Here is a 20295-nt window from a genome sequence, read left to right as displayed (position 1 = left end):
GCGCTAGCGCCCGTATCGCTCCCGGCCCCACGTAAGGACCGTCTCCAGCAACCGTCTCAGGACCGCTTGGGTCGGTTGTGCCAGGTCCTGGCGATAGGCGAACGGCTCGACTTCATTCATGTACGTGCTCTGCGCCAGCTCCAGTTGCACGGCATGGATCTGTCGGGACGGGTCACCGTAATGGCGGGTGATGTGTCCACCCTTGAAGCGGCCGTTGAGCACATGGCTGTAGTGCGGGAACTCGGCGCACACGCCCTGCAGCCGCTCGGCCAGCTCGGAATCGCAACTGGCGCCGTTGAAGGTACCGAGGTTGAAGTCCGGCAGCTTGCCGTCAAACAGGTGCGGGATCAGCGAACGGATCGAGTGGGCGTCCCACAGCAGCGCATAGCCGAACTCTGCGCGCAGGCGCTCCAGCTCGCGACGAATCGTGTCGTGGTACGGGCGCCAGATCCCTTCCAGGTACGTCGCCCGCTCGTCGGCGCTCGGCACCTGGCCATCCTTGAACAACGGCTCGCCGTCGAACAATGTCGCCGGGTACAGGCCGGTGGTGGCGCCGGCGTACAGCGGCTTGTCGTCGTCCGGGCGGTTCAGGTCGATGACGAAGCGCGAATACTCCGCCGCCACTACACTTGCGCCCAGGTCACGGGCGAAGTCGTACAGGCGTGGAATGTGCCAGTCGGTGTCCGGCAGGCTGCGTGCCTGGTCGACCAAACCGTCACGCACCTTGTCGGTCAGACCCAGCCCGGCGTGGGGCATGCTGATCAGCAATGGCAACCGGCCCTGGTGGAAACTCAATACCTTGTCCATATGACTCCTACAGCGTATCTGATTGACCTTCGTGGGAGCGGGCTTGCCCCGCGATGAAGGGCACCGGCCTCGCCGGTATCGCGGGACAAGCCCGCTCCCACGAAGCTACCCTTCAGTTGGATATTTCATGGCCCAGGCGCACCACGCGCTTGGGCAGGTCGCCGCCGAGCCAGTAGCTGAGGTCGGCCGGGCGTTCGATCTGCCAGGCGATGAAATCCGCCACCTTGCCCACTTCCAGCGAGCCGTGGCTGTCGCCCAGCCCCAGCGCCGTGGCGGCGTGCACGGTGACGCCGGCCAGGGCTTCTTCCGGGGTCATACGGAAACAGGTGCAGCCCATGTTCAGCATCAGGCGCAGCGACAGCCCCGGCGAGGTACCGGGGTTGAGGTCGCTGGCCAGGGCGATCTTCACGCCATGCCGGCGCAGGGCGTCCATCGGTGGCAGCTGGGTTTCGCGCAGGAAGTAGAATGCCCCCGGCAGCAGCACCGCGACCGTGCCGGCCTCGGCCATGGCAATGGCGTCTTCCTCGGTCATGAACTCCAGGTGATCGGCCGACAGCGCCTGGTAGCGGGCCGCCAGGCTCGAGCCGTGCAGCGACGACAACTGCTCGGCGTGCAGCTTTACCGGCAGCCCCAGCTCACGCGCCTTGATGAACAAGCGCTCGACCTGGACCGGGGAGAACGCCAGGTGTTCGCAGAAGGCGTCCACCGCGTCCACCAGCCCCTCGGCGGCCAACGCCGGGAGCATCTGCTCGCAGATATGGTCGATGTAGTCGTCCGCCCTGCCCGCGTATTCCGGCGGCAGCGCGTGGGCGGCCAGGCAGGTACTGCGCACGGTGACCGGCAGCTCCTCGCCCAGGCGCCGGGCGACGCGCAGCATCTTGCGTTCGTTCTCAAGGTCCAGGCCGTAGCCGGACTTGATCTCGATCGTGGTCACGCCGTCGCGCATCAGCGCCTGAACCCGCTGGCGGGCACTGGCCAGTAGCTCGTCCTCGCTGGCCGCGCGGGTGGCCCGCACGGTGCTGGCGATACCGCCGCCCTGGGCGGCGATCTCGGCATAGCTGACGCCCTGCAGGCGCTGCTCGAACTCGCCGCTGCGGTTGCCGCCGAACACCGCGTGGGTGTGGCAGTCGATCAGCCCGGGGGTGACCCAGGCACCGCCCAGGTCGACGACGCGGTCGGCCGCGACCGGCGGCACGTCATCGCGCGGGCCGATCCACTCGATCAGTCCGGCGCTGGTGACGATCGCCGCGTCCTCGATGACCGCGTAGCGGCCCTCGGTCATGGTCGCGGCGTGGCAGTGCTGCCAGAGGGTTCTCATCAGGATCTCCTTGTAAGCTTAACGGTGCAGCTCGGCAGGCTCCCTGAGCGGCTCGCCACCACCAGCGCGGGGCTTGCACCACAGCAGGTAGGACGCCACCAGGAACACCACCCAGATCACCCCGACGAGCAACGCCGCCTGGGTATCGGGGAAGTAGCCGAGCACACCGAAGATGAACACCATGAAGGCAATGGCCAGGGCCGGGCCATAGGGCCAGAAGGGTACCGGGAACTTGAGCTGGGCGACCTCCTCACGGCTCATGCTGCGGCGCATGGCGACCTGGGTGACCAGGATCATCAGCCACACCCACACGGTGGCGAAGGTGGCGATCGAGGCAATCAGCAGGAACACGTTTTCCGGGATCAGGTAGTTGAGCAGCACACCGACCAGCAGCGCCGCGCCCATCACCACCACGGTCATCCATGGCACGCCGTGTTTCGACAGTTTGCCGAAGCCACGCGGTGCCTGGCCATGCTGGGCCAGGCCGTACATCATGCGCCCGGCACCGAAGATGTCGCTGTTGATCGCCGAAATCGCCGCCGAGATCACCACGATATTGAGCACGGCTGCGGCCGAGCCGATCCCCAGGTTGCTGAAGATCTGCACGAACGGGCTGCCCTGGCTGCCGATCTGCGGCCACGGATACAGGCACATCAGCACGAACAGGGTGAGCACGTAGAACAGCAGGATGCGCAGCGGCACGGCGTTAATTGCCTTGGGGATGACGCGCTGAGGGTCTTTCGCTTCACCGGCGGTGACACCGATGATCTCGATGCCGCCGAAGGCGAACATCACCACCGCGAACGAGGCGATCAGGCCACTGACGCCATTGGGCATGAAACCGCCATGGTCGAACAGGTTGCTCACCCCGACCGCGTGCCCGGTGCCCACCTGGCTGAAGCCGAAAGCCATGATGCCAAGGCCCGCGAGAATCATCGCGACGATGGCGCCGACCTTGAGCAGCGACAGCCAGAACTCCATCTCGCCGAAGACCCGCACATTGCACAGGTTCAGGCCGCCGATCAGGAACACGATGCCCAGCACCCAGATCCAGCGGGCGACCTCGGGGAACCAGAAGCCCATGTAGATACCGAAGGCGGTGACGTCGGCGATGGCGACGATGACCATCTCGAAGGCGTAGGTCCAGCCGAGGATGAAGCCGGCCATCGGACCGAGGTAGGTGCTGGCGTAGTGGCCGAAGGAGCCGGCCACCGGGTTGTGCACGGCCATCTCGCCGAGGGCGCGCATGACCATGAACACGGCGGCGCCGCCGATCAGGTAGGCCAGCAGCACGGCCGGGCCGGCCATCTGGATAGCCGAGGCCGAGCCGTAGAAAAGCCCGGTACCGATTGCCGAACCGAGCGCCATGAAACGGATATGCCGGGCCGATAGCCCGCGCTTGAGACCTTGAGCTTGTTGCATGTCACGTCCTTATTGTTGTTCTGGTCGTGAGAATGAGGGGGGCTGCTGCGAAGCCCATCGCGGCACAAGGCCGCTCCTACAGGGGAACGCATTGCCTGTGTAGGAGCGGCCTTGCGCCGCGAAAGGGCCGCAAAGCGGCCCCCGACGGTGTTACAGGCTAGGCAGGACCCCAGCCGGCAGCAGGCCGGTCAAGGTACCTTTGGCCAGCAGCTCGGACGCCACCTCGATATCCGGCGCGAAGAAACGGTCGCGGTCATAGTGCGGCACGTCCTTGCGCAGCGCCTGGCGCGCCTGCTCCAGCTTGACCGAAGTCTTCAGCCCCTTGCGCAGGTCCAGGCCCTGACAGGCGCCCAGCCATTCGATGGCCAGCACGCCACGGGTGTTCTCGGCCATTTCCCACAGGCGCTTGCCGGCGGCCGGGGCCATCGACACATGGTCTTCCTGGTTGGCCGAGGTTGGCAGGCTGTCAACGCTGTGCGGGTGCGACAAGGCCTTGTTCTCGCTGGCCAACGCGGCAGCGGTGACCTGGGCGATCATGAAGCCGGAGTTGACCCCGCCGTTTTCCACCAGGAACGGCGGCAGCTGGGACATGTGCTTGTCCATCATCAGCGAGATGCGGCGCTCGCTCAGCGAGCCGATCTCGGCGATCGCCAGGGCCAGGTTGTCGGCGGCCATGGCCACGGGCTCGGCGTGGAAGTTGCCGCCAGAGATCACGTCGCCTTCGGCGGCGAACACCAGCGGGTTGTCCGACACGGCGTTGGCTTCGATACCGAGCACTTCGGCGGCCTGGCGGATCTGGGTCAGGCAGGCACCCATGACCTGTGGCTGGCAGCGCAGGGAGTACGGGTCCTGGACCTTGTCGCAGTTCTTGTGCGACAGCGACACTTCGCTGGTGTCGCCCAGCAGGTCGCGGAAGCAGGCGGCGGTGTCGATCTGGCCGCGCTGGCCACGCACTTCATGGATACGTGCATCGAACGGCGAGCGCGAACCCAGTGCCGCTTCCACGGTCAGGCCGCCACAGGCGATGGCAGCGGCATACAGGTCTTCGGCCTGGAACAGGCCGCGCAGGGCGTAGGCGGTGGACGCCTGGGTACCGTTAAGCAGGGCCAGGCCCTCTTTGGCGGCCAGGGTCAGTGGCTCCAGGCCAGCGACGGCCAGGGCCTCGGTGGCAGGCAGCCACTGGCCCTGGTAGCGGGCCTTGCCCTCGCCCAGCAGTACCAGCGACATGTGCGCCAGCGGTGCCAGGTCGCCGGAAGCGCCGACCGAGCCCTTGAGTGGGATGTGTGGATAAACTTCGGCGTTGACCAGGGCGATCAGCGCGTCGATCACCTTGCGACGGATGCCGGAGAAACCGCGGCTGAGGCTGTTGATCTTCAGCACCATGATCAGGCGCACCAGGCTGTCGTCCAGCGGCGCGCCGATACCGGCGGCGTGGGACAGCACCAGCGAACGCTGCAGGTTCTCAAGGTCATGGCTGGCAATGCGGGTCGAGGCCAGCAGGCCGAAACCGGTGTTGATGCCGTAGGCGGTGCGGTCTTCGGCGATGATCTGTTCGACGCAGGCAACGCTGGCGTCGATGGCCGGCGCGGCGCTGGCATCCAGCTGCAGGCGCACGGGGGCGGCATGGATGGCGCGCAGTTGGGCCAGGGTCAGGGTGCCGGGCTTGAGGGTCAATTCGGTCACTTCGCTACTCCAATCGCATGGGGCCGCGCAGGGCCCCTTCTTGTTGTTCAGTATCACCCGTACAGGGTGCGATCCAAAGCGCGCCGATCAGCCGGTGATCATCGGCAGGTCCAGGCCCTGCTCCTTGGCGCAGTCGATGGCGATCTGGTAACCGGCATCGGCGTGGCGCATCACGCCGGTCCCCGGGTCGTTGGTCAGCACGCGGGCGATACGCTCGGCGGCTTCATCGGTACCGTCGCAGACGATGACCATGCCCGAGTGCTGGGAGAAGCCCATGCCCACGCCACCGCCGTGGTGCAGCGAAACCCAGGTGGCGCCGCCCGCAGTGTTGAGCAGGGCGTTGAGCAGCGGCCAGTCGGAGACCGCGTCGGAGCCGTCGCGCATGGCTTCGGTTTCGCGGTTGGGGCTGGATACCGAGCCCGAGTCCAGGTGGTCGCGACCGATCACCACCGGCGCCGACAGCTCGCCGCTGCGCACCATTTCGTTGAACGCCAGCCCCAGCTTGGCGCGCAGGCCCAGGCCGACCCAGCAGATACGCGCCGGCAGGCCCTGGAAGCTGATGCGCTCGCGGGCCATGTCCAGCCAGCGGTGCAGGTGGGCGTCGTCCGGGATCAGTTCCTTGACCTTGGCGTCGGTCTTGTAGATGTCCTCGGCGTCGCCGGACAGCGCGGCCCAACGGAACGGGCCGACACCGCGGCAGAACAACGGGCGGATGTAGGCCGGTACGAAGCCCGGGAAATCGAAAGCGTTTGCCACGCCTTCTTCCTTGGCCATCTGGCGGATGTTGTTGCCGTAGTCGAAAGTCGGGATGCCTTGCGCCTGGAAGTCGAGCATGGCCTTGACGTGCACGGCCATCGATTGCTTGGCGGCCTTGACCACCGCAGCCGGGTCGGTCTGGGCGCGGTCGCGGTATTGCTCCCAGGTCCAGCCGGCCGGCAGGTAGCCGTTGAGCGGGTCGTGGGCGCTGGTCTGGTCGGTGACCATGTCCGGGCGCACGCCACGCTTGACCAGCTCCGGCAGGATTTCGGCGGCGTTGCCATGCAGGGCGATGGAGATGGCCTTGCCTTCGGCGGTGTACTTGGCGATGCGCGCCAGGGCGTCGTCCAGGTCCTTGGCCTGCTCATCGACGTAGCGGGTTTCCAGGCGGAAATCGATGCGGCTCTGCTGGCACTCGATGTTCAACGAGCAGGCGCCGGCCAGGGTCGCGGCCAGTGGCTGGGCGCCGCCCATGCCACCGAGGCCCGCGGTCAGTACCCACTTGCCTTTCAGGCTGCCGTTGTAGTGCTGGCGACCGGCCTCGACGAAGGTTTCGTAGGTGCCCTGGACGATGCCCTGGCTGCCGATGTAGATCCAGCTGCCGGCGGTCATCTGGCCGTACATGGCCAGGCCCTTGGCGTCCAGCTCGTTGAAGTGTTCCCAGTTGGCCCAGTGCGGTACCAGGTTGGAGTTGGCGATCAGCACGCGCGGGGCGTTGCTGTGGGTCTTGAACACGCCGACCGGCTTGCCCGACTGCACCAGAAGGGTTTCGTCGTCTTCCAGGCGGGTCAGGGTCTCGACGATCTTGTCGTAGCACTCCCAGTTGCGCGCGGCGCGGCCGATGCCGCCGTACACCACCAGCTCTTTCGGATTTTCGGCAACCTGCGGGTCGAGGTTGTTCATCAGCATGCGCAGCGGGGCTTCGGTCAGCCAGCTCTTGGCGGTCAGCTTGTTGCCACGCGGGGCACGGATTTCTACGTCACGGTACTTGTTGTTGTCAGTCACGGGGATGTCCTCTGCGGTCGTCCGACGGCATGTGTGTGTCGTGGTGACTATACAAACACACCTTTACTTGTATGTACAAGCATAGGCAACCAAAAAAGACCGACCATTCCTCGGGATTCATCAAATGCAAATGGGGCCGCTACGCGACCCTTTCGCGGCACAAGGCCGCTCCTACAGGTCCCGCGCAATCCTGTAGGAGCGGCCTTGTGCCGCGAAAGGGTCGCGTAGCGGCCCCGGCTATCTCAACGCGTAATGAGCTCTATCAGGCAGAACCGCCCCTGCACATCCATTTCCAGCAACCCCTCATTACCATCGATCCGCAGGCAGTCATACCGCCCAAGCTGCTGCGTGCCCTGCCCAGCCAGCCCCACCTCGACATGAGTGCCGGCGGCAAACAGCAACAGCGTCGACGCCGAACTGAATATCTGGTTGCCGCCATCGAACCACTGCAACCGCGCCCGATACCGCTGCGGCGCGTAGATCAGGTTGAAATCGCGAATCGCCCCACCCAGCAGCTTGCAACTGACCTGGCTCTCGCCACTGAAAGCAAACGCCTCGAACGGCAGCAGCGGCCGGCTGGCCTTGCCATCGACCAGCAGGCGCATGCCGTCACCCTGCAATACGGTGATAATCCGCTGGTACCCGGCGAAGGTGGAAAAGCCACCGGACTCCTCGATATCGGCAATCGACAGGCGCCAGCCGAAACCGTCCAGGCTGTCGCCGGCATCGCGGGTGATCTCTTCGGTGAAGCCACCACCGTTCTTCCAGGGCATGCGCGGATAATCCCGCGCACGCAACAGCTGCAACTGAGTCATTTGCTGAATCGTCCTTCCAGACGGTGACGGGAACCGGGGTGGATCAGGCGCGCGGCGGTCACCGGCTGGCGTCCCGACCAGGTGCGGCGGCGGATCAGCAGGCACGGTTCGCCCCGCTCGATCTGCAACAGCGTGCATTCTTCAGGTTCGGCGAGGATGGCCTCGACCACGTGCTCGCCTTCGGTAAGCGGCGCGACCTGCGACAGGTAGGCGTAGGGCGTCTGCCGGGTGAAATCCTGCTTGAGGTAGTCCGGGGCGATGGCGGCGTTGACGTAGCGGTCCTCGATCTGCACCGGCACGCCGTTCTCGTAATGCACGATCAACGAGTGGAACACCCGCTGGCCTTCGCGCATGTCCAGGGCCAGGGCGCGCTCGGAGCCAGCGGCCTCCTCGGCCAGGGTGATCACCTGGCAGCTATGCTGGTGGCCACGGCCGGCGATTTCGTCGGCGATGTTGTTGACCTCGAACAGCGCCGAGCGGGTCTTGGGCTCGGCGACGAAGGTGCCGACACCCTGCATGCGCACCAGCAGGCCCTCGGCGGTCAGCTCGCGCAGGGCGCGGTTAATGGTCATGCGGCTGAAGCCCAGCTCGCTGACCAGTTCGCTCTCCGAGGGCACCCGATGATGAGGCGGCCAGCTGCCGCTCTCGATCTGCTGGATGATCATCTGTTTCACCCGGGCGTAGAGCGGCGCCGGCCCTTCGCCCATCTGGGCAACCAGCGCGGAGACAGGAAGTGTCGGCACGGCGTTGAATCCTTGTGCGGTTGGAGTGAACGGTAGCTTGCCGGAGTTTACCCGGCAGGCAAACGGCTGTATATGTATATACAAGTTAACAATAACAGGATTTCACCGATGTCCGCCTACTTCGCCGAACGCGCCCTGCTGCCCTCGGGCTGGGCCCGCAATGTCCGCCTGGAGGTCGCCGCCGACGGCCGACTGGCCTCAATCGAGGCCGATGCCAGCGCCGATGGCGCCGAGCGCCTGGCCGGGCCGTTGCTGCCGGGCATGCCCAACCTGCACTCGCACGCGTTCCAGCGGGCCATGGCGGGGCTGGCGGAAGTGGCCGGCAACCCCAACGACAGCTTCTGGACCTGGCGCGAGCTGATGTACCGCCTGGTCGGCCGGATCACCCCGGAGCAGTTGCAGGTGATCGCCCGCCAGCTGTACATCGAGATGCTCAAGGCCGGATACACCTCGGTGGCCGAGTTCCATTATGTCCACCATGACCAGAACGGCCAGGCCTATGCCGACCCTGCCGAGCTGTCACGCCGCATCAGCGCCGCCGCCAGTGCCAGCGGCATCGGCCTGACCTTGCTGCCGGTGCTGTACAGCCATTCCGGCTTCGGCGGCCAGGCCCCCAACGACGGTCAGCGACGCTTCATCAATTCCACCGAGCAGTACCTGCGCCTGCAACAGCAGCTTGCACCCTTGCTGGCGCAACAACCGGCGCAGGCGCTGGGACTGTGCTTCCACTCCCTGCGCGCCGTGACGCCGGGCCAGATCGCCGATGTGCTGGGCGCCAGTGATGCGGCCTGCCCGGTGCATATCCACATTGCCGAGCAGCAGAAGGAAGTCGATGACTGCCTGGCCTGGAGCGGCCGCCGTCCGCTGCAGTGGTTGTACGAGCATGTCGAAGTCGACCAGCGCTGGTGCCTGGTCCACGCCACCCACGCCGAAGCCGACGAAGTCGCCGCCATGGCCCGCAGCGGCGCGGTGGCCGGGCTGTGCCTGACCACCGAGGCGAACCTGGGCGACGGTATCTTCCCGGCGGTGGACTACCTGGCCCAGGGCGGGCGCATGGGCATCGGCTCGGACAGCCATGTGTCGCTCAGCGTGGTCGAGGAGCTGCGCTGGCTGGAGTATGGCCAGCGCCTGCGCGACCAACGGCGCAACCGCCTGTATCGCGCAGACCAGCCGATGGTGGGCCGTACCCTCTACGATGCCGCGCTGACTGGCGGCGCCCAGGCGCTGGGGCAACCGATCGGCGAGCTCGCCGTGGGCAAGCGCGCGGACTGGCTGGTGCTCGATGGACAGGATCCGTATCTGGCCGTGGCGGACGGCGATGCCATCCTCAACCGCTGGTTGTTTGCGGGCGGCGACCGCCAGGTGCGTGATGTGATGGTCAACGGGCAGTGGGTGGTGCGCCAGGGGCGGCATGGGCAGGAAGAGGAAAGCGCGGTGGCGTTTGTCGAGGTGCTACGCCAGCTTCTAGCCTGAACACGGTCCCTGTAGGAGCGGCCTTGTGCCGCGAAAGGGCCGCGAAGCGGCCCCAGGTTCAGTGTTGACGCAAAGATCGCCGGGGCCGCTTTGCGGCCCTTTCGCGGCGCAAGGCCGCTCCTACAGGGATCGCAACCACCTGGATCTCAATGCCTGGCAACAATCTGCTTGTCGGACACTCGCCAGATCAGCCGATTGGTGTCATACCCCTGCTGCCGCGCCTTGGCCAGCAGGTTCTCGCGCTCCCAGGCCGGCAGCGAAGGCGTACGCGAAAGAATCCACAGGTACTTGCGATCCGGGCTGCCGACAATCGCGGTACGGTAGCGCTCATCGACGAACAGGATCCAGTAGTCGCCCTTGGCCACGCCCGGCACCAGGCGGGTGAACCAGTTATCGAACTCCACCCACAGCTTGTCGGTGTGCCCGGCCTCCTGCGGCGTGGCATGGCCTTCGGCGCGCAGCCACTCGTCGCCCATGGTGCGGCAGCGATTGAGCACGCCGACCGTGCCGTCGGGCTTGAGATTGTAGTGGGCTTCGGATTGGGCGCAGCCATCCTGGTACTTCATAGGCAGGCGCGCCAGCTCGAACCATTTGCCCTGGTAACGCTTGAGGTCGACCGCACCTGCGGTCTTCGGCGCCAGCGGGTCGGTGGCCGAGGTGGCGCAGCCACCCAGCAGCATCACCAGGCACACGCCCAGCAGCAGGTGCAGACGCCTCATTTGAGGCCCTGCCCGGAATACATCAGGACCTTGTCCGCCGCGTACTGCACGCTGATGAAGCTCTTCTCGTCACCCCAGGTGCAGCTGCTCATGCCCAGCGCCCCGGAGCACTCCTTGGGCGAGCCGAGCAATTGCTCGACCTCGGCCTTGTTCATGCCGGCCTTGAGCTTGGAATAGTTTTCCTGGTTGATCTTGCTGCAGGCGGTCAGGACGACGCACAAGGACAACAGGGCGAGGGAACGCAACGACATGAAGGGACACTCCTGGAGGTGGATACGCAGGTACGAGGGCCTGCAGGGAGCTTAGAAGGGAAAAAGGCTCCGCGGTTCCCTGGCGGTCCAGGTTTCGTTGTGCGCCGTTGGTCGCCTGGCGCGCAAACGATTAATGTTTTATTCCTGCGCGTCGACATAGAGCGGTGGTGTGGCCTTTTGCCGCACCCCTCCCCTTCGTGCCCGTGCGCAGATTCCAAGAAAAATGACCAAGAACCTCAAGTTCAGCCACAAGATCCTGCTGGCCGCCGCCCTCGTGGTGGCCGTCGCCTTCACCTGCTTCGTCCTGTTCAACGACTACCGGCAGCGCCAGTCGCTGCGCAGCGACACTGAATCGACGTTGCAGTCACTGGGCAACCTGACCGCGGGCAACATCCGCACCTGGCTCGACAGCCGCATCCAGCTGGTGAGCTCGGTGGCCCAGCAGATCGCCGTCGACGGCCCGACCAAGAACAGCCTCGACCGTATCCTGGCGTTGCCGGTGTACAGCGGCAACTTCATCCTCACCTACTTCGGCGGCCAGGACGGCAGCATGCAGTCGGTGCCGGTGGGCAACCGCGCCGCCGACTACGACCCGCGCGTGCGCGGCTGGTACAAGGCGGCCAGCGCGGCGGGCCAGACCATCGTCACCGAGCCGTACATCTCGGTCTCGGCCGGCAAGCTGGTGATCACCCTGGCCACCCCGGTGCAGCAGGGCGGGCGCATGATCGGCGTGAGCGGTGTCGACACCGACCTGCAGACCATCAGCAACCTGATCAACACCCTCGACTTCGGCGGCCACGGCCATGCCTTCATCGTCAACGGCGAAGGCAAGGTGCTCATCCATCCCAAGGGCGAGCTGGCGCTCAAGACCCTGGCCGATGTCTACCCCGGCAGCGACCTGCGCATCGGCAGCGGCCTGAAAGAGGTCGAGGTCGAGGGCCGCCGGCAGTTCATCAGCTTCACCCACGTCGACGGCGTGCCGTCGGCGGACTGGTACGTGGCGCTGGTGCTGGACCAGGACGCGGCCTTCGCCATGCTCGGCGAGCTGCGCACCTCGGCGGTGGTGGCGACGCTGATCGCGGTGGTGGTGATCATCGCCCTGCTCGGCCTGCTGATCCGCGTGCTGATGGAGCCGCTGCACGTCATGGGCCGCGCCATGCGCGACATCGCCGAGGGCGAGGGCGACCTGACCCGGCGCCTGAACATCCACGCCCAGGACGAGTTCGGCAGCCTGGCGCAGTCGTTCAACCGCTTCGTCGAGCGGATCCACGAGTCGATCCGCGAAGTGGCCTCGGCCACCGGCCAGGTGAATGCCGTGGCCAGCCAGGTGGTCAACGCCTCCAACGCCTCGATCCATAACGCCGACCAGCAATCCAGCCGCACCAGCAGCGTGGCCGCGGCGATCAACCAGCTCGGCGCCGCCGCCCAGGAAATCGCCCAGAACGCCGCCCTCGCCTCGCAGCACTCCAGCGCCGCACGCGGCCTGGCCGAGGAAGGCCAGCAGGTGGTCGGCGAGACCATCGACGTGATGAACCAGCTGTCGGCGCGCATCAGCGACGCCAGCGGCAATATCGAGACGCTGAACAACCACACGGCGAACATCGGCCAGATCCTCGATGTGATCAGCGGCATCTCGCAGCAGACCAACCTGCTGGCGCTCAACGCCGCCATCGAGGCCGCCCGTGCCGGCGAGGCCGGGCGCGGCTTCGCGGTGGTCGCGGACGAGGTGCGCAACCTGGCCCACCGTACCCAGGACTCAGCGCAGCAGGTGCAGCGCCTGATCGAGGAGCTGCAGGCCGGCGCCCAGGTGGCGGTCAGCACCATGAACCAGAGCCAGCAGCACAGCGATCGCAGCGTGGGCATCGCCAACCAGGCCGGCGAGCGCCTGGGCAGCGTTACCCAGCGCATCGGCGAGATCGACGGCATGAACCAGTCGGTGGCCACCGCCACCGAGGAGCAGACGGCCGTGGTCGAGTCGATCAATGTCGACATCAACGAGATCAATACGCTGAATCAGGAAGGGGTGCACAACCTGCAGAGCACGTTGCGTGCCTGCACCGACCTTGAGCATCAGGTCGAGCGGTTGAAGCATCTGGTGGGGAGTTTCAGGATCTGATTCGAAGGCCCTGGGGGCCGCTTTGCGGCCCATCGCGGCACAAGGCCGCTCCTACAGGGGGATGCGATTCCCTGTAGGAGCGGCCTTGTGCCGCGAAAGGCCTGCGCAGCAGGCCCGGCTATTCAGAAGCGGGACCCAGGCTCCAGCAAGAAGTCCATCTCCTCGCTGGTACTCGGCCGCTCAAGCACCAGGTTGCGGTGCGGGAAGCGCCCGAACCTGGCAATCACCCGCTGGTGCTGCTCGGCATAGTCGAGGAAGCCTTCGAACAACCGGCGATTGGCCTCGGGCTGTTCAGCCAGCAGCATCTGGTAACGCTCGACACACAGGTTCTGCCAGTCCAGCACCTCGGCGTGCTCCAGCACCAGCAGCACGAACACCCGCTGGATCGGCAGCAACTGGTAGTCCCAGCCCTTCTGCAGGCCCTGCATGGCCACCACCTGCGCCCGCCGATCGCCTTCGAAGGCGCGCGGCGTGTCGCGGTGGATCATGCGTGGCAACTGATCCAGCAGGATCAGCAGGCCAAGCCAGCCCTGCGGGCTCTGCTGCCACTCGTCGAGCCCGCCCGAGAGGGCCTGCTCGACCAGGTGGCCGAACTGGGCCTGGGCTTCGGCGTCATGGTGCTTGCCGAACCACAGCGTGTTCTTCTCGTCAGCCACGGCCTGGGCACTGCTGCCCCAACCGAACCACCACTCCAGCAACGGCTGCCAAGGTGCGAGCATGACTTACTCCTTGTGGTAGGCGGTGACGCGCTCGACCTCTTCCTTCGAGCCGAGGATCACCGACACGCGCTGGTGCAGGCTCTCCGGCTTGATGTCGAGGATGCGCTCGTAACCGTTGGTGGACGCGCCGCCGGCCTGTTCGATGATGAAGGACATCGGGTTGGCTTCGTACATCAGGCGCAGCTTGCCCGGCTTGCTCGGCTCACGGGCGTCGCGCGGGTACATGAACAGGCCGCCACGGGTCAGGATGCGGTGCACGTCGGCCACCATCGAGGCGATCCAGCGCATGTTGTAGTTCTTCTTCAGCGGACCGGTCTCGCCGGCCAGCAGCTCGCCCACGTAGCGCTGCACCGGGGCTTCCCAGTGACGCTGGTTGGACATGTTGATGGCGAACTCGGCGGTGGTTTCCGGAACGCGGATGTTCTCGTGGGTCAGGACGAAGCTGCCCAGCTCGCGGTCCAGGGTGAAGCCCTTGACGCCGTTGCCCAGGGTCAGGATCAGCATGGTCTGCGGGCCGTAGATGGCGTAACCGGCGGCGACCTGCTCGGTGCCTGGCTGCAGGAACGCTTCTTCGTTCAGGCTTTCGTTCTGGCTCAGGTACTGGTTAGGGCAACGCAGTACCGAGAAGATGGTGCCGACCGAAACGTTGACGTCGATGTTCGACGAACCGTCCAGCGGGTCAAAGACCAGCAGGTAGGCGCCTTTCGGGTATTTGCCCGGGATCTGGTAGGCGTTGTCCATTTCCTCGGACGCCATGCCGGCCAGGTGGCCGCCCCACTCGTTGGCCTCGAGCAGGATGTCGTTGGAGATCACGTCGAGCTTCTTCTGCACTTCGCCCTGCACGTTTTCGGTGCCCATGCTGCCCAGCACGCCGCCCAGGGCGCCCTTGGACACGTGGTGGCTGATCTCCTTGCACGCACGCGCCACCACCTCGATCAGGAAGCGCAGATCGGCAGGGGTATTGTTGCTGCGGGTCTGCTCAATCAGATAGCGACTCAGGGTAACGCGGGACATGTAAGGCTCCGAAAGGAATAGGGGGAGAAAAACCCCCGCAGTTTACAGGGAGAGTTGCGGGCTAGCGAGCAAAGAGACTTGCCTGGGCTGTCAGACGGCACATTAGGTCGGTAGTTCAGCCCGCGCCAGGCCGATAGTCGGCATCTGCCTAATTCGCGGGTGAACCCGCTCCCACAGGTACTGCGCAGGCTTTGAAACCTGTGAGGTCCCTGTGGGAGCGGGTTTACCCGCGAATGGCCTCACCTCAATCCAACGCCTTCCAGATCTCGGTCGCATACTCACGAATGGTCCGATCCGACGAGAACCAGCCCATCCGCGCGGTATTGAGCACTGCCATGCGCCACCAGTCCTGCGGCGCGTGCCACAGCTCCTCGACCCGCCGCTGGGCGTCCCAGTAGGCATCGAAGTCGGCGCATACCAGGAAGCGGTCATAGGCGATCAGCCCGTCCACCAGCCCGGCGTAGCGCGCCGGGTCGTCCGGCGAAAACACGCCGCTGCGGATCGCCTGCAGCACATCGCCCAACCGATGGGAGGCGGCAACCGCCGCAGCGGCGCCGAAATCGCCGCTGCGCTTGCGCGCCTCCACCTGCTGGGCGGTCAGGCCGAAGATGAACATGTTTTCGGCGCCCACCTGCTCGCACATCTCGACATTGGCGCCATCCAGGGTGCCGATGGTCAGCGCGCCATTGAGGCCGAACTTCATGTTGCTGGTACCGGACGCCTCATAGCCAGCAGTGGAGATCTGCTCGGACAGGTCCGCCGCCGGGATGATGCTCTCGGCCAGGCTGACGTTGTAGTTGGGCAGGAACACCACCTTGAGCTGGTCACGCACCGTGGGGTCGTTGTTGACCACCCGGGCGATGTCGTTGGCCAGCTTGATGATCAGCTTGGCCTGGTGGTAGCTGGCCGCCGCCTTGCCGGCGAAGATCTTCACCCGCGGTACCCAGTCGGTCCCGGGGTCATTGCGCATCGCCTGGTACAGCGCCACCGTATGCAACAGGTTGAGCAGCTGGCGCTTGTACTCGTGGATGCGCTTGACCTGGACGTCGAACAGCGCCTGCGGATTGACTGTCACCCCCAGCCGGTCCTGAATGATGCTGGCCAATGCGCGCTTGCTGTGCAGGCGCTGGGCGGCGAATTGCTTGCGGAAGGTGGCCTTGTCGGCAAAAGGCGCCAGCCCCTTGAGCTTGCCTTCCGGGTCGTCCAGCACCTGCGGGCCCAACGCCTCGATCAGCATCGCCGTGAGCTGCGGGTTGGACTGGTACAGCCAGCGACGGAAGGTGATGCCGTTGGTCTTGTTGTTGATCCGTTGCGGGTAAAGCTTGTGCAGTTCGGCGAACACCGTGCTCTTCATCAGTTTGCTGTGCAGCGCCGACACGCCGTTGACGCTGTGCGAGCCGAGAAACGCCAGGTTGCCCATGCGTACCCGGCGACCGTTGTCCTCCTCGATCAGCGACACCGCGCGCAGCACATCGAAGTCGTGCAGGCCTTTGGCCCGCAAGGCATCGATATGGTAGGCGTTGATCAGGTAGATGATCTGCATATGCCGCGGCAGCATGCGCTCCATCAGCGCCACCGGCCAGGTTTCCAGGGCCTCGGGCAGTAGGGTGTGGTTGGTGTAGGCCAGGGTTCCGACGGTCAGCTCCCAGGCTTTGTCCCAGGGGATTTCGTGCTGGTCCACCAACAGGCGCATCAACTCGGCCACGGCGATCGACGGGTGGGTGTCGTTGAGCTGGATCGCTGCGGCATCCGGCAGGTTGAGCAGGTCTTTATGCATGTTCAGGTGGCGGCGCAACAGGTCCTGCAGCGAGGCCGAGACGAAGAAGTATTCCTGGCGCAGGCGTAGCTCCTGGCCGGCCTCGGTGCTGTCGGCCGGGTACAGCACCCGCGAGATGCTCTCGGCGCGGGCCACCTCGGCCACTGCGCCCAGGTGGTCGCCGGCGTTGAAGCGCTCCAGGTGCAGTTCTTCCAACGCCCGGGCCCTCCATAGGCGCAGGGTGTTGACGCTGGCGCCGCGCCAACCGACCACCGGTGTGTCGTAGGCCACCGCCCGCACCGTCTCGCCCGGCCACCAGACCTGGCGCTGCTGCCCATTGCCCTCGTGCACGGTTTCGACACTGCCGCCGAAGCTGATCGGATAGATCACCTCGGCGCGCTCGAACTCCCAGGGGTTGCCGAAATCCAGCCAGTTCTCGGTCTGCTCCTGCTGCCAGCCATCGACTACCGCCTGGCGGAACAGGCCATGCTCGTAGCGGATGCCGTAACCATGGGCGGCGATGCCCAAAGTCGACATGCTCTCCATGAAGCACGCCGCCAGGCGCCCGAGGCCGCCATTGCCCAGCGCCGCATCGGGCTCGAGCAGGCGGATGCGCTCAAGGTCCACGTCCAACCCCTGCAACGCCTCACGGGCGATCTCCAGGTAGCCGAGGTTGCTCAGGCTGTCGTACAGCAAGCGGCCGATGAGGAATTCGAGGGAGAGGTAATAGACACGCTTCTGGCTGCGTCGGTAGGCCCGCCGGGTATGGTCCATCCAGTGATCGACCATGTGGTCGCGGGCGGCCAGGGCGATGGCCTCGAACCAGTCGTGGTCGAAAGCGTGTTCCGGGTCCTTGCCGACCGCGTAGGTCAGCTTGGCCAGCACGGCGGCGCGAAAGGCCGCCACCTCTGCACTATGGTCCTTTTCGTCACGGGCTTCGGTTTCCTGGGACATGAGGCATCCTCGGGCAAATGGGCGAAAGCGCAGGGAGATTGTTCAGCCTAGACGCTCTGACACGGAGCGACAGCGACGGTTCGCGGTTTTCATCCACCGCTGGCGAAACCGGCAAAAGGTTGTTCACAAATTGAACAACTCCGGTATCATCGCGCGCCCCAAAACCGTGATTTCCCTTGCAAGAATAAAACCGCAACCATGAAACCGACCCTGATCGCCGCCGCCGAAGTCGACCGCCTGGAGACCTGGCAGCGCTATGCCAGCCACATGTGCGGTGGCTGCCACTCGACCTGCTGCACCCTGCCGGTGGAGGTGAAGATCAAGGATCTGATCCGCATCGGCGTGGTGGACGAGTTCGAAAAAGACGAACCCCCGAAAAACGTGGCCAAACGCCTGCAGAAGGAAGGCATCATCGAGCGTTTCAACCAGAAGTCGGGGATCTTCACCCTGACCCGGATGAGCAACGACGACTGCATGTATCTGGACCGCAAGAGCCGGCTGTGCACCATTTATGACAAGCGCCCGGACACCTGCCGCAATCACCCGAAGATCGGGCCGCGGCCGGGGTATTGTGCGTACAAGCCCAAGGTGGCTACCCGCTGATCCTGCTTTACCTTTGAAATTCTGGGGCTGCTTTGCAGCCCATCGCGGCACAAGGCCGCTCCTACAGGGGACCGCGATCTCCTGTAGGAGCGGCCTTGTGCCGCGAAAGGGCCGCAAAGCGGCCCCTGAATTCTGAAGGCAAACAAAAACGCCCCCGGCCTTTCGACCGGGGGCGTTTTCATTCAGCCTGAACTAATGACTCAGTTCTTGGCTTTCTTGGCAGCGCGGGTACGCTCGCCTTCGTCGAGGATCTTCTTGCGCAGACGGATCGACTTCGGCGTGACTTCGCACAGCTCGTCGTCCTGGATGAATTCCAGGGCCTGCTCGAGGGTGTGGCGAACCGGCGGAACCAGGGCGATGACTTCGTCCTTGCCCGAAGCACGCATGTTGTCGAGCTTCTTGCCTTTGGTCGGGTTCACGCCCAGGTCGTTGTCACGGCTGTTCAGGCCGATGATCTGACCGTTGTAGATCTCCTGGCCGTGCTCAACGAACAGCTTGCCGCGAGCCTGCAGGGTTTCCAGCGAGTAGGTCAGGGCCTTGCCGGTCTCGACCGAAACCAGGACACCGTTCAGGCGGCCGGACATCTGGCCCGACTTCATGGTGTCGTAGCGATCGAAGATCGAGGTCAGGATGCCTGCACCGTTGGTCAGGGTCAGGAACTGGTTACGGAAACCGATCAGACCACGGGCTGGAATGTTGTATTCCAGGCGCACACGGCCCTTGCCATCCGGAACCATGTTGGTCAGGTCGCCTTTACGCAGGCCCATCTCTTCCATGACCTTGCCCTGGGATTCCTCAGGGATGTCGATGGTGACGTTCTCGAACGGCTCCTGCTTGACGCCGTCGACTTCGCGGATGATCACTTCAGGACGGCCTACGGCCATCTCGAAGCCTTCACGGCGCATGGTTTCGATCAGTACCGACAGGTGCAGCTCACCACGGCCCGATACCTTGAACTTGTCAGGGGAATCGGTTTCCTGAACGCGCAGGGCAACGTTGTACAGCAGCTCCTTGTCCAGACGGTCCTTGATGTTACGGCTGGTGACGAACTTGCCTTCTTTACCGCAGAACGGCGAGTCGTTGACCTGGAAGGTCATCGAAACAGTTGGCTCGTCAACGGTCAGCGGCTTCATCGCTTCTACCGCATCCGGGGCGCACAGGGTGTCGGAGATGAACAGCTCGTCGAAACCGCTGATGCAGACGATGTCGCCAGCCTGGGCTTCTTCGACGTCCACACGGTGCAGACCGTGGTGACCCATCAGTTTCAGGATACGGCCGTTACGCTTCTTGCCGTTGGTGTCGATGGCGACAACCGGGGTGTTCGGCTTGACGCGACCGCGGGCGATACGGCCAACACCGATAACGCCGAGGAAGCTGTTGTAGTCCAGTGCGGAGATCTGCATCTGGAACGAGCCTTCACGGTCAACATCCGGCGCCGGTACGTTGTCGACGATCGACTGGTACAGGGCGGTCATGTCTTCGCCCATGGCGGTGTGGTCCAGGCCGGCGATGCCGTTCAGGGCCGAGGCGTAGACGACTTTGAAGTCCAGCTGTTCGTCGGTGGCGCCGAGGTTGTCGAACAGGTCGAAGATCTGGTCCAGAACCCAGTCAGGACGCGCGCCCGGACGGTCGACCTTGTTGATCACGACGATCGGCTTCAGGCCGGCTTCGAAGGCCTTCTTGGTCACGAAGCGGGTTTGCGGCATCGGGCCGTCTTGCGCGTCGACCAGCAGCAGCACGGAGTCGACCATCGACATTACACGCTCAACCTCGCCACCGAAGTCGGCGTGGCCGGGGGTGTCGACGATGTTGATGTGGTAGCCGTTCCAGTTGATGGCGGTGTTTTTCGCCAGAATGGTAATGCCGCGCTCTTTTTCCTGGTCGTTGGAGTCCATGACGCGCTCGTCGTTGAGCTCGTTACGCTCCAGGGTGCCGGACTGGCGCAGGAGTTTGTCGACCAGGGTGGTTTTACCATGGTCAACGTGGGCGATGATGGCGATGTTACGCAGATTTTCGATCACAACTGTATCTCGATCAGAGGATTCGGTTGCCGCCAGTGTAGGCGGCCAATATGTACTGTTTAAGGCTCAGCGGGCCCGGCGGTCGGGAGGGCGATGGCGGATGCTGCCGCCATACAGCCC

Annotated in this window: 16 protein-coding genes and 1 pseudogene; 4 read left to right on the top strand and 13 right to left on the bottom strand. The window is 64.9% G+C overall.

The window, feature by feature from the left end; genetic code table 11:
- Positions 1-3 precede the first annotated feature (3 nt).
- The 7 genes from hutG to hutC all read right to left on the bottom strand — a co-directional run bounded on the left by hutG (position 4) and on the right by hutC (position 8513).
- On the bottom strand, positions 4-807 hold the full coding sequence (gene hutG / locus AC0MAZ_RS05595; protein WP_475860551.1) for an N-formylglutamate deformylase: 804 nt from the start codon (positions 805-807) through the stop codon (positions 4-6).
- A 112-nt stretch (positions 808-919) separates the two neighbouring features.
- The gene (gene hutI / locus AC0MAZ_RS05590; RefSeq protein ID WP_475860548.1) at positions 920-2125 is read right to left on the bottom strand and encodes an imidazolonepropionase; all 1206 of its coding nucleotides are present in this window, start codon (positions 2123-2125) and stop codon (positions 920-922) included.
- Positions 2126-2143: 18 nt separating this feature from the next.
- On the bottom strand, positions 2144-3547 hold the full coding sequence (locus AC0MAZ_RS05585) for an amino acid permease (RefSeq protein ID WP_475860546.1): 1404 nt from the start codon (positions 3545-3547) through the stop codon (positions 2144-2146).
- 150 nt (positions 3548-3697) lie between these two features.
- Positions 3698-5230, bottom strand: coding sequence for a histidine ammonia-lyase (gene hutH, locus AC0MAZ_RS05580; RefSeq protein WP_254465356.1), 1533 nt, complete (start codon positions 5228-5230; stop codon positions 3698-3700).
- 87 nt (positions 5231-5317) lie between these two features.
- A complete protein-coding gene (hutU, locus tag AC0MAZ_RS05575; RefSeq protein ID WP_203648367.1) occupies positions 5318-6991 on the bottom strand; it encodes a urocanate hydratase in 1674 nt (557 codons plus the stop codon).
- A gap of 242 nt (positions 6992-7233) precedes the next feature.
- Positions 7234-7806 carry a HutD/Ves family protein gene (locus AC0MAZ_RS05570; protein ID WP_475860542.1) on the bottom strand — a complete coding sequence of 191 codons (573 nt, stop codon included), beginning with the start codon at positions 7804-7806 and terminating at the stop codon, positions 7234-7236.
- Entirely contained in the window at positions 7803-8513 is a 711-nt protein-coding gene (gene hutC, locus AC0MAZ_RS05565) for a histidine utilization repressor (protein ID WP_203652717.1), read from the bottom strand. The genes AC0MAZ_RS05570 and hutC overlap by 4 nt, the downstream gene beginning before the upstream one ends.
- Before the next feature lie 144 nt (positions 8514-8657).
- On the opposite strand from hutC, the gene AC0MAZ_RS05560 reads away from it, so the two are divergent.
- On the top strand, positions 8658-10022 hold the full coding sequence (locus AC0MAZ_RS05560) for a formimidoylglutamate deiminase (protein ID WP_475860540.1): 1365 nt from the start codon (positions 8658-8660) through the stop codon (positions 10020-10022).
- Between the two features lie 146 nt (positions 10023-10168).
- Here the strand turns inward: AC0MAZ_RS05560 and AC0MAZ_RS05555 are convergent, their stop codons facing one another.
- Both AC0MAZ_RS05555 and bamE read right to left on the bottom strand, forming a co-directional pair.
- Positions 10169-10741: a lipocalin family protein gene (locus tag AC0MAZ_RS05555; RefSeq protein ID WP_203648371.1), complete on the bottom strand. Its 573-nt coding sequence runs from the start codon at positions 10739-10741 to the stop codon at positions 10169-10171.
- Positions 10738-10992, bottom strand: a complete 255-nt coding sequence (gene bamE / locus AC0MAZ_RS05550; RefSeq protein WP_028688397.1) for an outer membrane protein assembly factor BamE domain-containing protein — start codon at positions 10990-10992, stop codon at positions 10738-10740. The genes AC0MAZ_RS05555 and bamE overlap by 4 nt, the downstream gene beginning before the upstream one ends.
- A gap of 223 nt (positions 10993-11215) precedes the next feature.
- Here bamE and AC0MAZ_RS05545 point away from each other — a divergent pair.
- A pseudogene (locus AC0MAZ_RS05545) lies at positions 11216-12205 on the top strand (cache domain-containing protein); the annotation flags it as partial.
- A 72-nt stretch (positions 12206-12277) separates the two neighbouring features.
- Positions 12278-13108 carry a methyl-accepting chemotaxis protein gene (locus AC0MAZ_RS05540; protein WP_374119860.1) on the top strand — a complete coding sequence of 277 codons (831 nt, stop codon included), beginning with the start codon at positions 12278-12280 and terminating at the stop codon, positions 13106-13108.
- A 122-nt stretch (positions 13109-13230) separates the two neighbouring features.
- Here AC0MAZ_RS05540 and AC0MAZ_RS05535 read toward each other — a convergent pair whose 3' ends face one another.
- The 3 genes from AC0MAZ_RS05535 to AC0MAZ_RS05525 form a co-directional block, all read right to left on the bottom strand.
- Positions 13231-13827, bottom strand: coding sequence for a DUF924 family protein (locus AC0MAZ_RS05535; RefSeq protein WP_110735218.1), 597 nt, complete (start codon positions 13825-13827; stop codon positions 13231-13233).
- A 3-nt stretch (positions 13828-13830) separates the two neighbouring features.
- On the bottom strand, positions 13831-14841 hold the full coding sequence (locus AC0MAZ_RS05530) for a class 1 fructose-bisphosphatase (protein ID WP_203648374.1): 1011 nt from the start codon (positions 14839-14841) through the stop codon (positions 13831-13833).
- 244 nt (positions 14842-15085) lie between these two features.
- On the bottom strand, positions 15086-17551 hold the full coding sequence (locus AC0MAZ_RS05525; protein ID WP_475860535.1) for a glycogen/starch/alpha-glucan phosphorylase: 2466 nt from the start codon (positions 17549-17551) through the stop codon (positions 15086-15088).
- A gap of 198 nt (positions 17552-17749) precedes the next feature.
- Here AC0MAZ_RS05525 and AC0MAZ_RS05520 point away from each other — a divergent pair, with 198 nt between their 5' ends.
- Positions 17750-18154: a YkgJ family cysteine cluster protein gene (locus tag AC0MAZ_RS05520; protein WP_203648377.1), complete on the top strand. Its 405-nt coding sequence runs from the start codon at positions 17750-17752 to the stop codon at positions 18152-18154.
- Positions 18155-18354: 200 nt separating this feature from the next.
- On the opposite strand, the gene typA is transcribed toward AC0MAZ_RS05520, so the two are convergent.
- Positions 18355-20175: a translational GTPase TypA gene (gene typA, locus AC0MAZ_RS05515; protein WP_203648379.1), complete on the bottom strand. Its 1821-nt coding sequence runs from the start codon at positions 20173-20175 to the stop codon at positions 18355-18357.
- Positions 20176-20295 lie beyond the last annotated feature (120 nt).

It is taken from the genome of Pseudomonas sp. A, assembly GCF_056270345.1.
The sequence above is the reverse complement of the archived record's forward strand: the minus strand, read 5'-3'. Positions and strand labels throughout refer to the sequence as shown.

Excerpts from the sequence above, each read along its gene's own strand:
- AC0MAZ_RS05570 (WP_475860542.1), bottom strand. The coding sequence starts at position 7,806 with ATGACTCAGTTGCAGCTGTTGCGTGCGCGGGATTATCCGCGCATGCCC.
- hutG (WP_475860551.1), bottom strand. The coding sequence starts at position 807 with ATGGACAAGGTATTGAGTTTCCACCAGGGCCGGTTGCCATTGCTGATC.
- AC0MAZ_RS05520 (WP_203648377.1), top strand. The coding sequence starts at position 17,750 with ATGAAACCGACCCTGATCGCCGCCGCCGAAGTCGACCGCCTGGAGACC.
- AC0MAZ_RS05555 (WP_203648371.1), bottom strand. The coding sequence starts at position 10,741 with ATGAGGCGTCTGCACCTGCTGCTGGGCGTGTGCCTGGTGATGCTGCTG.
- AC0MAZ_RS05560 (WP_475860540.1), top strand. The coding sequence starts at position 8,658 with ATGTCCGCCTACTTCGCCGAACGCGCCCTGCTGCCCTCGGGCTGGGCC.
- AC0MAZ_RS05530 (WP_203648374.1), bottom strand. The coding sequence starts at position 14,841 with ATGTCCCGCGTTACCCTGAGTCGCTATCTGATTGAGCAGACCCGCAGC.
- AC0MAZ_RS05585 (WP_475860546.1), bottom strand. The coding sequence starts at position 3,547 with ATGCAACAAGCTCAAGGTCTCAAGCGCGGGCTATCGGCCCGGCATATC.
- hutC (WP_203652717.1), bottom strand. The coding sequence starts at position 8,513 with ATGGGCGAAGGGCCGGCGCCGCTCTACGCCCGGGTGAAACAGATGATC.
- bamE (WP_028688397.1), bottom strand. The coding sequence starts at position 10,992 with ATGTCGTTGCGTTCCCTCGCCCTGTTGTCCTTGTGCGTCGTCCTGACC.
- hutI (WP_475860548.1), bottom strand. The coding sequence starts at position 2,125 with ATGAGAACCCTCTGGCAGCACTGCCACGCCGCGACCATGACCGAGGGC.
- AC0MAZ_RS05525 (WP_475860535.1), bottom strand. The coding sequence starts at position 17,551 with ATGTCCCAGGAAACCGAAGCCCGTGACGAAAAGGACCATAGTGCAGAG.
- AC0MAZ_RS05535 (WP_110735218.1), bottom strand. The coding sequence starts at position 13,827 with ATGCTCGCACCTTGGCAGCCGTTGCTGGAGTGGTGGTTCGGTTGGGGC.